Raw genomic sequence first — 14,544 nt, forward strand, 5'->3', positions numbered from 1 at the left:
CGCGCACGCCGGGCGTCAGCCCGAGACGCTCGCGCGCCCGTTCTCGATGTGACCCATGAGCCGGCGACGGAAGGCGGCGTCACGGTCGGCGGTGACCTCGACGTCGTACCAGCCGTGCTCGTCGGCGGTGTGCCAGGCGACGGTGCGGCTGCTGCCCGCCTTGACGCGCACGGTCCGCGTGCGCCGCCTGATGTCCGCTTCATCCACATATCCGAGCGGCTTGACCGTGAAGACGAGCGACTCGTTCCCGCGGTTGGCCAGTGTGAGGTGGATCTCGCGGCGGGTGATCGCGGAGGCGAGGCGCGCGCCGCCGCCCTTGCCGCCCTTGCCGTCCGCGCCCGCCACCGCGCCGGCGAACTCGCGCCGGAAGCCGTTGGGCCCGGTGACCGTGAAGTCGTACGTCCCCTTGGGCGCAGGCACGGTCCACGCGCCCGTGCGCGCGACGTCCTGGTGCTGCGGGACGGCGAACTCCCCGGCGTACGGGTAGAGCGCGAAGTGCGCGCTGGAGCGGCCGCCGTTGCGCAGCCGCACGGTGAGCGTGCCGTCCTCGCCCGGCCGCACGTCCGCGTCGGGCTGGTACGGCAGCGGGCGGGCGCGGCGGGTGCCGGGCTCCTGCTCGGGCATGGACTGCTGTGCGGGCGGCTGCGGGGCCCAGCGTCCGCTGAACCCGGGGATGGCGGCAGGCTGCTCGACCTCGGGCTGCCGGTGGCCGCGCCGGAAGTCGAAGGCCCCGGTGAGGTCACCGGTGACCTTGCGGCGCCAGGCGCTGATGTTGGGCTCCCTGACGCCCGTCCACTTCTCCAGGAAGCGCACCACGGAGGTGTGGTCGAAGACCTCGGAGCAGACGTACCCGCCGACGGTCCACGGCGAGACGACGAGCATCGGCACGCGCGCGCCGAGCCCGGTCGGCTTCCCCTCCCAGCGCTCCTCCCGCTCCTCGGGGCTGTCGCCGCCGGGCACGGGCGGCGGGACGTGGTCGAAGAAGCCGTCGTTCTCGTCGTAGTTGATGAAGACGGCGGTGCGGCGCCACACCTCGGGGTGGGAGGCGAGCGCGTCGAGGATTTTGTAGACGATGGTCGCGCTGTGGATGGGCGAGGAGACGCTCGGGTGCTCGGAGTCCAGGGCGGAGGGCACCAGGTAGGAGACCTTCGCGAGCCTGCCCTTGGCGACGTCCCGGGCGAACGTCTCGGCGAGCTTCCCGGTCGGCACGCGCCGCAGCCCGCGCTCGAACAGCGAGCGCTCGCCCTTGGTCAGCGTGGCGACGCCCTTGTCGAGGGCGTCGAGCAGCTTCGTGCGCTCGGCCTCGTCCTTGGCGTCGCGGACCTTGGCGTAGAAGGCCTCCATGTAGGTCAGGCCGGTGCCCGCCGCGGTGAGGGCCTTGCGCGCGACGGCCTTGAAGGTCGCGAAGAACTCGATCTGGTTGTCGGTGAAGTTCTCCCACTCCGTGTACGTCCGCCAGCTCACGCCCGCCTTCTCCAGGCGCTCGGCGTACGTGCCCCAGTCGTAGCCGGGGTGCGTGCCCTCGTCGTAGGCGTCGTTGCCGACGGCCCGCTTGCCGCTGGGCTCGTAGCCGGTCTTGCCGCTCCACAGGTGATTACGGTTGGGGCTGGTGGAGGTGTGGATGGAGGAGTGGTAGGCGTCGCAGACGGTGAAGGTGTCGGCGAGTTCGTAGTGCAGCGGGATGTCCTCGCGCGTGTAGTACGCCATGGTGGCCGCCGTCTTGGCGGTGATCCAGCCGTCCATCCAGCCGTCGTGCCAGGCCTTGGCGCCGCCGCTCCAGGAGTGGTCGAGGGCGCCGACGTACTGGAGGTCCTTCTTCTGCGTCTCGGCGGCCTGCCGGACCGGGAAGGGCAGGACGGTGCGCAGGGCGGCGGGCTGCTCGAAGACCGGCTTGCCGCTCGGCAGCCGGATGGCGTTGCGGTCGCCGAAGCCGCGGACGCCGCGCAGGGAGCCGAAGTAGTGGTCGAAGGAACGGTTCTCCTGCATCAGGATCACGACGTGCTCGATCGAGTCGAGGCCGCCGCCGTGCCTGGGCGGGCCCTGCGCCAGCGCCTGTTGCAGCGAGGGCGGCAGGAACGACCCGACGGCGGCGGTGCCGAGCGCACCGCCGCCGATCGCCATCAAGCGCCTGCGCGAAATCTCCGACGTCACGTACGACCTCCCCATCAACGCCCAATGGTTGCCTGTTGATCCATTGGGCTCGTTCCGCCGGGACGCTAGTGACGTCCGGTTTCCTTGTGAAGGCCGGGGACCGAAGTCGGGGTGAACGTCCAAATGGTCTTGGACGCAAGGCGTAGGGCGCACCGCGACGACCGCGCTGTCAGTGGCGGGTGCCATCCTCGAAACCATGGAACTCACCGCACGTGTCGCCGCCTTCACGGACCTGGTCGGACCCCCGCCCGACGCCGCGCCCGCCGTCGACTGGGCGGCGGTCGAGGCCTGGCTCGAAGTCCCCCTGCCCGAGGACTACAAGGCGCTCGTGTCGGCGTACGGCCCGGTCGAGATAGGCCTCCCGGACTCCGGCTCCGTCCGCCTGCACACGCCGTGCGCGAGCGCCGACGGACGGTTCGAGTACGCGGCCTGGATCCTGGAGACGCACCGTCACTCCGCCATCCGCCCCCGGATGTTCATGTGGCACGACCGCGAGGAGCGCCGCTTCCTGCCCGACGAGGGCGGCCTGCTCGCCTTCGCCACGACCTCGGGCGGCGACCACCTCTTCTGGGACACCTCGGCGTCGAAGGACCCGGACGAGTGGCCGGTGGTGCTGATGACCACCTCCGTGGCGGTCGGCGTGGCGGAGCCCTGGGTCCCGTACGAAGTCCCTTTCCTGGCCTGGCTGTCGGCGGCCGTCCTGGAGGGCGTGCCGAACCCCGGCGAGCCCGGCGGCCGGCTGGGGCCGCTGCACCCCGCCGTGCGCACCTGGGCCCCGCTGGCGGGCGCCACCCCCTGGACCCCGCCGCCCCGCGGGACGTACGTCGACGCCGCGCAGCACGCAGCCCTCACCCGGGGCGAGGGCCTCGCGGCGATCACCGCGCTGATACCCCCGCCGCTCACCCCGCATCTGGGCCAAGGCAGTTGGGAGGAGCTCTTCGAGCGGCTCGGCACCCGGCTGCCCGCGGACTTCGTGGCGCTCTCGCGGACGTACGGCGCGGGGAACTGGGGCTGGTGGCTCGACCTGCCCGCCCCGCTCGACCTGGACCACAGGCTGGGGCTCGCGGCGGGCGTCGAGGAGATGCTGGAGGGCTACCGCAGCCTGCGCGAGGGCCACCCGCAGTACTACCCGATGCCCGCCTGGCCCGCGCCCGGCGGCTTCCTGCCCGTCGCCTCCAGCATCGACGGCGACCAGATCGGCTGGTGCGTCGACGGGGACGACCCCGACCAGTGGCGCGTCGCCGTCCATCCCCGGCACGACGACCAGGGTCCGCCCCTGGAGACGAACTTCACCGGGGCGCTGCTGCACTGGCTGCGCGGCGGCCGCCCCGCCATGGACGGCATTCCCTGGCTGCGCCGGGACCAGGACCCGCTGGAGCACATGTTCTTCGAGCCGTTCGGCGCACCGCGGGAGGAGGCCTGAGCCCTTCGTGCACGCCGAAGGGGCGGCGCCCCCTTCCGGGTGCGCCGCCCCCTCGCACGGGCGAAGTGGCCTCAGCCCTCGCTGACGCCCAGCTTCTCCAGGATCAGCTCCTTGACGCGGGCCGCGTCGGCCTGGCCGCGGGTGGCCTTCATGACCGCGCCGACCAGCGCGCCGGCGGCCGCGACCTTGCCGCCGCGGATCTTGTCCGCGACGCCGGGGTTGCCGGCGATGGCCTCGTCGACGGCGGCGGTCAGCGCGCCCTCGTCCGAGACGACCTTCAGGCCGCGCTTCTCGACGACCTCGTCCGGCGTGCCCTCGCCCTTGAGGACGCCCTCGATGACCTGACGGGCCAGCTTGTCGTTCAGGTCACCGGCGGAGACGAGCTCGGTCACCCGGGCGACGTGCTCCGGGGTGATCGGGAGCGAACCGAGCTCCACACCCTGCTCGTTGGCGTTCCTCGCCAGCTCGCCCATCCACCACTTGCGGGCCGACGCGGCGTCCGCGCCCGCGTTGATGGTGGCGACGATCGGGCCGATGGCGTCGGCGTTGAGGATCGACTGCATGTCGTGCTCGGAGATGCCCCACTCCTCGCGGAGGCGGTTGCGGCGCACCCGCGGCAGCTCCGGCAGACCGGCGCGCAGCTCCTCGACCCACTCGCGGGACGGGGCGACCGGCACCAGGTCGGGCTCCGGGAAGTAGCGGTAGTCCTCCGCCTCCTCCTTCACACGGCCCGACGTCGTGGAGCCGTCGTCCTCGTGGAAGTGCCGGGTCTCCTGGATGATCGTGCCGCCCGAGGAGAGCACGGCCGCGTGGCGCTGGATCTCGTAGCGCGCGGCGCGCTCCACGGAACGCAGCGAGTTCACGTTCTTCGTCTCGGAGCGCGTGCCGAACTTCTCCTGGCCCTTGGGGCGCAGCGAGAGGTTCACGTCACAGCGCATCTGGCCCTGCTCCATGCGGGCCTCGGAGACGTCGAGCGCCTTGATGAGCTCGCGCAGCTCGGCGACGTACGCCTTGGCGACCTCGGGGGCCCGCTCGCCCGCGCCCTCGATCGGCTTGGTGACGATCTCGATGAGCGGGATGCCCGCGCGGTTGTAGTCGAGCAGGGAGTGGGACGCGCCGTGGATACGGCCCGTGGCACCGCCGACGTGCGTCGACTTGCCGGTGTCCTCCTCCATGTGGGCGCGCTCGATCTCCACGCGGAAGACCTCGCCGTCCTCCAGCTGGACGTCCAGATAGCCGTTGAAGGCGATCGGCTCGTCGTACTGGGAGGTCTGGAAGTTCTTCGGCATGTCCGGATAGAAGTAGTTCTTCCGGGCGAAGCGGCACCACTCGGCGATCTCGCAGTTGAGCGCGAGGCCGATCTTGATGGCCGACTCGACGCCGATCTCGTTCACGACCGGCAGCGCGCCGGGCAGGCCGAGACAGGTCGGGCAGGTCTGGCTGTTCGCGTCCTGCTTGAGCGCGGTCGAGCAGCCGCAGAACATCTTGGTCCTGGTGCCGAGCTCGACATGGACCTCGAGGCCCATGACGGGGTCGTACGTCGCGAGGGCTTCCTCGTACGACACCAGGTCAGTAGTGGCAGTCACGGTGAAACTTTCCCTCTCAGCCCAGCAGGACGTCGTCGTCGCCGAGGCGCTTGAGCTCACGGAAGAGCAGCGCGACGCCGGTGGCGATGGCGGCAGCGGAGACGACGGCATCCACGAGGCGGAGCGTGTCGTGCTCGTGGCGGGCCTTCTTGGCCTGCTTGAGCACGGAGATCGCGCCGAACGCGGTGGTGCCGATCGACAGATACGTACCGGTCTTGGACTTCTTGAAGCCCTTGGCCTTGTTCAGTGCGCTCACAGCGACGGTGCCTCCTCCAGCAGCGGGTGACCCCACCTTTCCACGAAGGCGGCCTCGACCGCTGCGCCCACCTGGTACAGGCGCTCGTCCTTCATGGCGGGGGCGATGATCTGCAGTCCGACGGGCAGGCCGTCCTCCGGCGCGAGGCCGCAGGGCAGCGACATGGCGGCGTTGCCCGCCAGGTTGGTCGGGATGGTGCACAGGTCGGCGAGGTACATCGCCATCGGGTCGTCGGCGCGCTCGCCGATCGGGAAGGCGGTGGTCGGCGTGGTCGGCGACACGATGACGTCGACCTGCTCGAAGGCCTTCTCGAAGTCCTGCTTGATGAGCGTGCGGACCTTCTGGGCGCTGCCGTAGTACGCGTCGTAGTAGCCGGAGCTGAGCGCGTACGTGCCGAGCATGACGCGGCGCTTGACCTCGTCGCCGAAGCCGGCCTCGCGGGTGAGCGCGGTGACGTCCTCGGCGGACTTGGTGCCGTCGTCGCCGACGCGCAGGCCGTAGCGCATGGCGTCGAAGCGGGCGAGGTTCGAGGAGCACTCGGACGGCGCGATCAGGTAGTACGCCGACAGGCCCAGGTCGAAGGACGGGCAGTCCAGCTCGACGACCGTGGCGCCGAGGGACTTCAGCAGCTCGACGGACTCGTTGAAGCGCTGGACGACTCCGGCCTGGTAGCCCTCGCCGGCGAACTGCTTCACGACGCCGACGCGCAGGCCGTCCACGTTGCCGTTGCGCGCGGCCTCGACGACCGGCGGGACCGGGGCGTCGATGGACGTCGAGTCCAGCTCGTCGTGCCCGGCGATGACCTCGTGCAGCAGGGCCGCGTCGAGGACGGTGCGGGCGCAGGGGCCGCCCTGGTCCAGGGAGCTGGAGAACGCCACCATGCCGTAGCGGGAGACGCCGCCGTAGGTCGGCTTGACGCCGACCGTGCCGGTGACGGCCGCGGGCTGGCGGATGGAGCCGCCGGTGTCGGTGCCGATGGCGAGGGGGGCCTCGTAGGAGGCGAGGGCGGCGCTGGAGCCACCGCCGGAGCCGCCGGGGATGCGGGTGAGGTCCCAGGGGTTGCCGGTGGGGCCGTACGCGCTGTTCTCGGTGGAGGACCCCATGGCGAACTCGTCCATGTTGGTCTTGCCGAGGATGACGACGTCGGCGGCCTTGAGGCGCTTGGTGACCGTGGCGTCGTACGGCGGGATCCAGCCCTCGAGGATCTTCGAGCCGACCGTGGTCGGTACGCCCTCGGTGGTGAAGATGTCCTTCAGCGCGAGCGGTACGCCGGCCAGCGGGCCGAGCTTCTCGCCCCGGGCGCGCTTCTCGTCGACGGCGCGGGCCTGCGCGAGGGCGCCCTCGCGGTCGACGTGCAGGAAGGCGTGCACCTTCTCGTCGACGGCGTCGATGCGGGCGAGGTGGGCCTCGGTGACCTCGACGGCCGTGAGCTCGCCGGACGCGATCTTCGACGCGATCTCGGCGGCGGTGAGCTTGATGATGTTGCTGTCCGTCATGGTGATTAGTCCTCCCCCAGGATCTGCGGCACCTTGAAACGCTGCTGCTCCTGGGCCGGGGCGCCGGAGAGCGCCTGCTCGGGGGTGAGCGACGGACGGACCTCGTCCGCGCGCATGACGTTCGTCAGCGGCAGCGGGTGCGAGGTCGGCGGTACGTCTTGGTCGGCGACCTCCGAGACGCGGGCGACCGCGCCGATGATGTCGTCGAGCTGTCCGGCGAAGTGGTCGAGCTCCTCGGCCTTCAGCTCCAGACGTGCAAGGCGGGCGAGGTGGGCGACCTCCTCGCGCGTGATGCCAGGCATGCGGCGATCCTCAGGGGTGAGTGTGTGGGTTGTGACCCCAATCCTATGGGTCGGGCCGCCGTGCCCGTTAAACGGTTTCCTCCCGAGCACTCCTGCGGCACGCCACAGGGGCCTTCCCACCGCTCCGCACGGGGCTTCTCGCCACTCCGCACGAGCCTTCCCGCCGCTCCGCACGGGACTCACCGCCACTCCGCACGGGACTCCCCGCCGCTCCGCACGGGACTCACCGCCACTCCACACGGGACTCCCCGCCGCTCCGCACGAGCCTTCCCACCGCTCCGTACGGGACTCCCCGCCACTCCGCACGAGCCTTCCCGCCACTCCGCACGGGACTTCCCACCCCTCCGCACGGGACTCCCCACCCCTCCGCACGGGACTCCCCACCCCTCCGCACGGGACTCACCGCCACTCCGCGCCGAGCTCTCCCCCGGTCTCCGCCGGGCCCCCGGGGACCGCGCGCCGGGTTCTCCACCGGCTCGCGGGCACTCTTCGCCGCCGCGCGGGAGGGGTTCCGCGCGGCTTCGCCGGACGGGCTTGGCCGGGCCTCGGGACGAGCATCGCGGTTCGGCGGGAGTTTCTTCGCGGCCACCGGGACGAGCCCCGTGCCACGCCGGACGGTCTTCGCCGCTCCGCGGGACGAGCCCCACGGCTGCGAGGGGCGGCCCTCGCCACCCCCGCGGGCGGTCCTCACCGCTCCGCCGGGCGGTCTTCGCGCTCCGCGCAGGTCGGCCCGCGCGTCCGGCACCCGCGCCGCCGGGCCCGCGCTACTGCACCACGTGCCCCGACGACTGCCCCACGTCCGAGCCCTCGGCGGCCTTCGCCTCGGCCGCCACGTCGGCCGGGCGGCGCCAGCCGCGGGAGCCGCGGGCCCGCAGCCACGCCGTCGTCTCCTCGGCCGGCATCGCCGCGGCGACCAGCCAGCCCTGCACCGCGTCGCAGCCGAGGTCCCGCAGCCGCTCCCAGGTCTCGTCGTCCTCGACGCCCTCCGCGACGACCAGCAGACCGAGCGAGTGCGCGAGGTCCACGGTGCAGCGGACGATCTCCGCGTCCTCGTTGTCGACGGCGAGCCGTGCCACGAAGGAGCGGTCGATCTTCAGCTCGCTGACCGGCAGCCGACGCAGGTGGACCAGCGAGGAGTACCCCGTGCCGAAGTCGTCGAGCGACATCTTGACGCCGTGGCCGGTGAGCCCGGCCAGCGTGTCCGCGGCGCGCTGCGGATCCTCCAGGAGGACGTGCTCGGTTATCTCCAACTGCAGCGCCCCGGCGGGGACTCCGTGCCGCGCGAGGCGCGCCGCGACGGCACCGGCGAAGCCGGGGGTGTGGACGTCACGCGGCGAGACGTTGACCGCGACGGGGACCTTCAGGCCCTGCGCCTGCCACTTGGCGACCTGGCCGAGGGCGGTCTCCAGGACGTACTCCGTCAGATGCGGCATGAGGCCCGACGACTCGGCGATGGCGATGAACTCGTCGGGCGGCACCTTCCCGCGCTCGGGGTGCACCCACCGCACCAGCGCCTCCAGGCCCGCCACCTTGCCGTCGAAGCGGACCTTGGGCTGGTAGTGGAGCTCGACGTCACCGGCGTCCAGGGCCCGGCGCAGATCGCCCAACAGGCCCAGGCGGTCAGGGGTGTTGGAGTCGCGCTTGGACTCGTACACCTCGACGCCCGTGCGGTCCCGCTTGGCCTGGTACATCGCGACGTCCGCCCGCCGCAGCAGACCCTCCGCGTCGAGCGCGTGATCGGGGAAGACGGCCAGGCCCGCGCTGGCCTCAAGGACGAGCGTCAGGCCGTCCAGGTCGAGCGGGGAGCCGAGCGCGGCGACCAACTGGCGGGCCACGCGCGTGGCCGAGGTCGTGGAGTCGGCGACGGGCAGCAGCACGGCGAACTCGTCGCCGCCGAGCCGGGCCGCCTCCGCGCCGCGCGGCAGCGCGATCCGCAGCCGGTCCGCTATCTGGAGCAGCAGCCGGTCACCGGCGAGGTGGCCGAGAGTGTCGTTCACCGACCGGAAGCGGTCCATGTCGATCAGCATCAGGGCGGACCGCGCCCCGATCCGCTCGGCGTCGTCGAGGGCCGTCCACGTCCGCTCCAGCAGCCACTGCCGGTTGGGCAGTCCGGTGAGCGGGTCCCGCAGCTGCTCCTCCGCGCGGGCGCGGGCGATCCAGAGGGTCGAGTCGAGCGCGACCAGCGGAATCGCGAACAGCGGCAGCAGGATCGGCAGGGAGATCGCCACGACGCAGATCAGCGGGGCGATGCCGAGCAGCGCGATGCCGAGGAGGCCCTGTCTGACCAGGGCGGTGCGGGTGACCGTCGGCAGGGCGCCGGTGCGCGGCGAGTGGACGTACCAGAGCAGGACGCGGGTGACCGCGAGGTAGGCGACGGAGACCAGGGCGACCTCTGGCGCGGTGTACAGGTCCCAGGTCTCGGGCAGCCAGGGCGATTCGGCGCTGGGCGCCGTGCCGAAGGCCGCGAGGGTGAGCGCGCCCGCGCCGATGCCGAGGATGTCGACCGCGCCGTGCAGCACGCCCTGGCGCCAGCGGTGCCGGCGCGCGACGCCCACCAGGACGACGGTGGTGAGGCTGACCATCCCCGCGGGCACCCAGCCGTAGAGCAGGAGGACGGCGACGGTGAGCGCGCCGCCGGAGCCGGTGCCGCCCCACCAGCGGTCGCGGCCGAGGGCTACCAGATGGCCGACGATGAGGCCGGTGAGGACGGCGAGGGACCAGCCGGCCGTGCCGGCGGGAAACAGGGCGTGTCTGCCCGTGAAGGCCTGGTAGAAGCCCGTGCCCAGCAGGACGGCGGCCGCGGCGACGACCACGAACGGCAGCAGTTGCCAGGGCGTGCGGCCGTCCTGGGGGTCGGGGCCGCCCGTGCCCGGCAGGGACGCGGCGCCGTCCGGTCCCGGGGCGCTCCAGGCACGCTCACGCGGTTCGACGGCGGTGCTCAGCGCTCCGGCGCCGGGGGCGGGCGCGATCGGGCAGGTGCCCGCGTCGGTGGTCGTCGCTGTTCGGCGGCCGCGCAGCCAGGCGCTCGGCGCGCGCCACAGGCGGCCACGCAGCCGTGAGTCCGGGGCGGCGCTCTCGGTCGGTTCCATTCCCGTCCCTCTCACAGCCGGCGGTGCCCACGCCATGCGGACTCGGCCCGAAGTCGGCCGCGTCCGTAAGTCCGTCCCCGCACTCTCCACGAGCGAGGGGACGTCGTACTCCCGAACTCGTGCCGAGTAGGGGATGCCCCCTTTCCACGCTCTTGGTGAGCAGGAGATACCCCGTTCGCAGCGGGGCACGGCAGGCGCACACCTCAACAGTAGGCCGCAGAAGGCTTCCACGGGCAGCGGTCGCCCACGGTTGCCCGAATGCGACCCGGCCACCCGTATGCATCTGGTATGCGCTGAACGGGTGGCCTTCAACCGCTACTCCTCGGTCGGAAGCGCGACTTCCTTCGCCGCGTCCGGTCCTTGTTCGAGCAGGACAGCGAAGCCTTCCTCGTTGAGAACCGGAACCTTCAACTGCATGGCCTTGTCGTACTTGGATCCGGGGTTGTCCCCCACAACCACGAACGCGGTCTTCTTCGAAACGGAACCGGTCACCTTCGCGCCCCGGCTCTGCAGTGCCTCTTTCGCGCCATCCCGGGTGTGGTGCTCCAGCGTTCCGGTGACGACGACCGTGAGGCCTTCGAGCGGACGGGGACCCTCGTCCTCGCCGCTCGCCTCTTCCTCCATGCGTACCCCGGCAGCCCGCCACTTGCGCAGGATCTCCCGGTGCCACTCCTCGGCGAACCACTGTTTGAGGGAGGCCGCGATGGTCGGGCCGACGCCCTCCACCACGGCCAGCTCCTCCTCCGTGGCCTGTTCGATGCGGTCGATGGAGCGGAACTCGCGGGCCAGGGCCTCGGCGGCGACCGGGCCGACATGGCGGATGGAGAGGCCGTTGATGACGCGGGCCAGGGGGCGGTCCTTGGCTGCCGCGATGTTCTCCAGCATGGCGAGGGCGTTCTTCTTCGGTTCGCCCTTCTGGTTGGCGAAGACCGTGACGACCTTGTCCTCACCGGTCTTGGGGTCGCGCTTGGGCAGTCCGCTGTCCTGGTCGAGGACGTACGCCTTGATGGGCAGGAGCCGCTCGATGTCGAGGTCGAAGAAGTCGCCCTCGTCGGTCAGCACGGGCTTGGCCGGTTCCAGCGGCTTGACCAGGGCGGCGGCGGCGACCTCGCCGAAGTTCTCGATGTCCAGGCACTGGCGCCCGCCGAGGTAGAACAGGCGCTCGCGCAACTGGGCCGGGCACGTCTGGGCGTTGGGGCAGCGGAGGTCGATGTCGCCCTCCTTCATGGCGCGCAGCTCCGTGCCGCACTCGGGGCACTCGGCGGGCATCACGAACTCCCGCTCGCTGCCGTCCCGCAGGTCCACGACGGGGCCGAGGATCTCCGGGATCACGTCGCCCGCCTTGCGGATGACGACGGTGTCGCCGATGAAGACCCCCTTCTTCTTCACGATGTCCTGGTTGTGCAGCGTCGCGAACTCGACCTCGGAACCGGCCACCGTGACGGGCTCCACCTGGGCGTACGGAGTGACGCGGCCCGTGCGGCCCACGCCCACGCGGATGTTGACCAGCTTGGTGTTGACCTCTTCGGGCGGGAACTTCCACGCGATGGCCCAGCGCGGCGCGCGCGCCGTGGAGCCGAGGCGGCCCTGCAGCGGGATCTCGTCGAGCTTGACGACGACGCCGTCGATCTCGTGCTCCACGGAGTGACGGTTCTCCCCGAAGTACGCGATGAAGTCCCGCACTCCCTGGAGGTCGTCGACCACCTTGTTGTGCTGCGCGGTGGGCAGGCCCCATTCGTGCAGCAGCTCATAGGCGTGGCTGAGGCAGTCGATGTCGAAGCCCTCGCGGGCGCCGATGCCGTGCACGACCATGTGCAGCGGGCGGGTCGCGGTGACGCGCGGGTCCTTCTGGCGCAGCGAACCCGCCGCCGCGTTGCGCGGGTTGGCGAAGGGCTTGTCGCCCGCCTCCACCAGGCGGGCGTTCAGCTCCTCGAACTTCTCCATCGGGAAGAAGACCTCGCCGCGGACCTCGACGAGGGCGGGGACGCGGTCGCCCGTGAGGCGCTCGGGGATGTCGGCGATCGTGCGGACGTTCGGCGTGATGTCCTCGCCGGTGCGGCCGTCGCCGCGGGTGGCCGCGCGGGTGAGCTTGCCGTCCTCGTACGTGAGGTTGACCGCGAGGCCGTCGACCTTCAGCTCGCACAGGAAGTGGAAGTCCGGGGAGCCGACGTCCTTGGCGACGCGGTCGGCCCAGGCGGCCAGCTCCTCGTCGTCGAAGGCGTTGTCCAGGGAGAGCATGCGCTCGCGGTGCTCGACGGCCGTGAACTCCGTCTCGTACGACCCCGCGACCTTCTGGGTCGGCGAGTCGGGCGTCCTGAGCTCGGAGTACTGCTCCTCCAGGGCCTCCAGGGAACGCAGGAGCTTGTCGAACTCGGCGTCGCTGACGACCGGTTGGTCCTTCACGTAGTACCGGAAGCGGTGCTCCTCGATCTGCTCGGCCAGCTGGGCGTGCTGATCCCGTGCCTCGGCGGGCACAGAGCCTTGCTGTTCGACAGCCACCGTTACGTCCTCCCGTTACGTCATACCCAATTACTCAGGGTTGTCTGCGAGCGATCTCGCCGCCCGGACGCAGTGGGCGAGCACCTCGCGCGCATACGCGGGAGACGCTCCCGCGAGTCCGCACGACGGAGTGACCACGACCGACTCCGCGAGTGATCCCGGATTCAGCCCCAGCCTGCGCCACAGCGACCTGACACCCATGACGCTACCGGCAGGGTCTGACAATCGGCCGCCCACGCCGGGCACGACACCGGCGAAGAGCTTCGTGCCGCCCTCGACCGCCTCGCCGATCACCTCGCCGTCACGCTCGGTGAGCAGTGCGAAGTCGAACGAGACCGCGTCGGCGCCGGCGCGGCGCAGCAGCGCGAACGGCACGTCGGGCGCGCAGGAGTGGACGACGGTCGGCCCGTCGTCCTGGACGGCCAGGACGTCCCGCAGCGTGCTCTCCACGAGCTGGCGGTCCACGGCGCGGTGCGTGCGGTACTCGCTGGCCGTCTTGATCTGCCCGCGCAGCACGGCGATGAGGGAGGGCTCGTCGAGCTGCAGGACGACACGGGCGCCGGGCACCCTGCGGCGCACGTCCGCGAGGTGTGCGCGCAGCCCTTCGGCGAGGGATCCCGCCAGGTCACGGCAGGCGCCGGGGTCGGAGAGCGCCGCCTCGCCGTTCCTCAGCTCCAGGGCGGCGGCGAGCGTCCAGGGGCCGACGGCCTGGACCTTGAGCGGGCCCTCGTACCCCTGGGTGAACTCCTCCAGGGCGTCGAGGTCCTCGCCGAGCCAGGCCCTCGCGCGCCGGGTGTCCCGGCCGGGGCGGTCGCCGACGCGCCAGCCGCTGGGCTCCACGCGCGCGTACAGGTCGACGAGGAGCCCCGCGGTGCGGCCGATCATGTCGGCGCCGGGGCCGCGCGCGGGCAGCTCGGGGAGGTACGGGATGCCCTGCTCGGGCCCCTCGAAACTGCCCGTGACGGTCTTGGCGGCCTCGCGGGCGTCGCCGCCGGGCATGGACCCGACGCCGGTCGCCGGGCCCCAACGGAAGTCGCTCATCGCCCCGGCCGCACCGTCAGGTCGTTGACCTCCGCGTCGCGCGGCAGGTCCAGGGCCATGACGATCGTCGTGGCGACCGACTCGGGGTCGATCCAGCGGGACGCGTCGTACTCCTTGCCCTCCTGCTGGTGGACCTTGACCTGCATGGCGCTGGCCGTGCGGCCCGGGTAGACGGAGGTGACGCGGACGCCGTTGCCGTGCTCCTCGTGGCGCAGCGAGTCCGCCAGCGCCTTCAGGCCGTGCTTGGAGGCGGCGTACGCGGACCATTCGGGGCTCGCCCTGAGGCCGGCGCCGGAGTTGACGAAGACCACGTGCCCCTGGGCGAGCCGCAGTTGGGGCAGGAAGTGGCGGGTGAGCTCGGCGGGGGCGATCAGGTTGACGTTGAGCTGGTGACGCCAGGCCTTGGGGGTGAGCTCGCCGACCGGGCCGAGGTCGACGACGCCCGCGATGTGCAGGAGGGAGTCCACGCGCGGGGGCAGCGACTGGTGCCCGAAGGCCCAGGACAGCTTGTCGGGGTCGGAGAGGTCGCCGACGAGGGTGCTCGCGCCGGGGAACTCGGCGGCGAGCTCCTTGGCGCGGCCCGCGTCGCGCGCGTGCAGGACGAGCTCGTCGCCGCGTGCGTGGAGGCGGCGGGCGACGGCCGCGCCGATGCCGGAGCCCGCCCCGGTGATCACATGTGTTGCCATACCCGCCATGCTCGC

At 71.9% G+C, this 14,544-nt stretch carries 10 protein-coding genes; 1 reads left to right on the top strand and 9 read right to left on the bottom strand.

The window, feature by feature from the left end; all coding sequences use genetic code 11:
• Positions 1–15: 15 nt before the first annotated feature.
• Complete coding sequence (locus AB0L89_RS08170; protein ID WP_365136208.1) at positions 16–2,151, bottom strand: phosphocholine-specific phospholipase C; 2,136 nt, start codon at positions 2,149–2,151, stop codon at positions 16–18.
• Positions 2,152–2,347: 196 nt separating this feature from the next.
• On the opposite strand from AB0L89_RS08170, the gene AB0L89_RS08175 reads away from it, so the two are divergent.
• Complete coding sequence (locus tag AB0L89_RS08175; RefSeq protein ID WP_365136211.1) at positions 2,348–3,574, top strand: SMI1/KNR4 family protein; 1,227 nt, start codon at positions 2,348–2,350, stop codon at positions 3,572–3,574.
• 71 nt (positions 3,575–3,645) lie between these two features.
• On the opposite strand, the gene gatB is transcribed toward AB0L89_RS08175, so the two are convergent.
• The 8 genes from gatB to AB0L89_RS08215 form a co-directional block, all read right to left on the bottom strand.
• Entirely contained in the window at positions 3,646–5,160 is a 1,515-nt protein-coding gene (gene gatB, locus AB0L89_RS08180; RefSeq protein WP_365136214.1) for an Asp-tRNA(Asn)/Glu-tRNA(Gln) amidotransferase subunit GatB, read from the bottom strand.
• Positions 5,161–5,176: 16 nt separating this feature from the next.
• Complete coding sequence (locus AB0L89_RS08185; RefSeq protein ID WP_362329100.1) at positions 5,177–5,416, bottom strand: hypothetical protein; 240 nt, start codon at positions 5,414–5,416, stop codon at positions 5,177–5,179.
• Positions 5,413–6,918, bottom strand: a complete 1,506-nt coding sequence (gene gatA / locus AB0L89_RS08190; RefSeq protein ID WP_365137178.1) for an Asp-tRNA(Asn)/Glu-tRNA(Gln) amidotransferase subunit GatA — start codon at positions 6,916–6,918, stop codon at positions 5,413–5,415. The genes AB0L89_RS08185 and gatA overlap by 4 nt, the downstream gene beginning before the upstream one ends.
• Positions 6,918–7,214, bottom strand: coding sequence for an Asp-tRNA(Asn)/Glu-tRNA(Gln) amidotransferase subunit GatC (gene gatC, locus AB0L89_RS08195; RefSeq protein ID WP_010984178.1), 297 nt, complete (start codon positions 7,212–7,214; stop codon positions 6,918–6,920). The genes gatA and gatC overlap by 1 nt, the downstream gene beginning before the upstream one ends.
• A 764-nt stretch (positions 7,215–7,978) precedes the next feature.
• Complete coding sequence (locus AB0L89_RS08200; protein WP_365136218.1) at positions 7,979–10,303, bottom strand: bifunctional diguanylate cyclase/phosphodiesterase; 2,325 nt, start codon at positions 10,301–10,303, stop codon at positions 7,979–7,981.
• 315 nt (positions 10,304–10,618) lie between these two features.
• Positions 10,619–12,802 (bottom strand): NAD-dependent DNA ligase LigA, encoded by a 2,184-nt coding sequence (gene ligA, locus AB0L89_RS08205; protein ID WP_365136221.1) that lies wholly within the window; start codon positions 12,800–12,802, stop codon positions 10,619–10,621.
• 30 nt (positions 12,803–12,832) lie between these two features.
• Positions 12,833–13,843 carry a methionine synthase gene (locus AB0L89_RS08210; protein ID WP_365136224.1) on the bottom strand — a complete coding sequence of 337 codons (1,011 nt, stop codon included), beginning with the start codon at positions 13,841–13,843 and terminating at the stop codon, positions 12,833–12,835.
• The gene (locus tag AB0L89_RS08215; RefSeq protein WP_365136227.1) at positions 13,840–14,538 is read right to left on the bottom strand and encodes an SDR family oxidoreductase; all 699 of its coding nucleotides are present in this window, start codon (positions 14,536–14,538) and stop codon (positions 13,840–13,842) included. The genes AB0L89_RS08210 and AB0L89_RS08215 overlap by 4 nt, the downstream gene beginning before the upstream one ends.
• Positions 14,539–14,544 lie beyond the last annotated feature (6 nt).

It is taken from the genome of Streptomyces sp. NPDC052114 (assembly GCF_040680155.1).
In the GTDB taxonomy this organism is placed as follows: domain Bacteria; phylum Actinomycetota; class Actinomycetes; order Streptomycetales; family Streptomycetaceae; genus Streptomyces.

Bases quoted from the DNA above. Each gene is read 5' to 3' on its own strand.
- AB0L89_RS08200 (WP_365136218.1), bottom strand. From the start codon at position 10,303: ATGGAACCGACCGAGAGCGCCGCCCCGGACTCACGGCTGCGTGGCCGC.
- AB0L89_RS08175 (WP_365136211.1), top strand. From the start codon at position 2,348: ATGGAACTCACCGCACGTGTCGCCGCCTTCACGGACCTGGTCGGACCC.
- AB0L89_RS08210 (WP_365136224.1), bottom strand. From the start codon at position 13,843: ATGAGCGACTTCCGTTGGGGCCCGGCGACCGGCGTCGGGTCCATGCCC.
- gatC (WP_010984178.1), bottom strand. From the start codon at position 7,214: ATGCCTGGCATCACGCGCGAGGAGGTCGCCCACCTCGCCCGCCTTGCA.
- AB0L89_RS08215 (WP_365136227.1), bottom strand. From the start codon at position 14,538: ATGGCGGGTATGGCAACACATGTGATCACCGGGGCGGGCTCCGGCATC.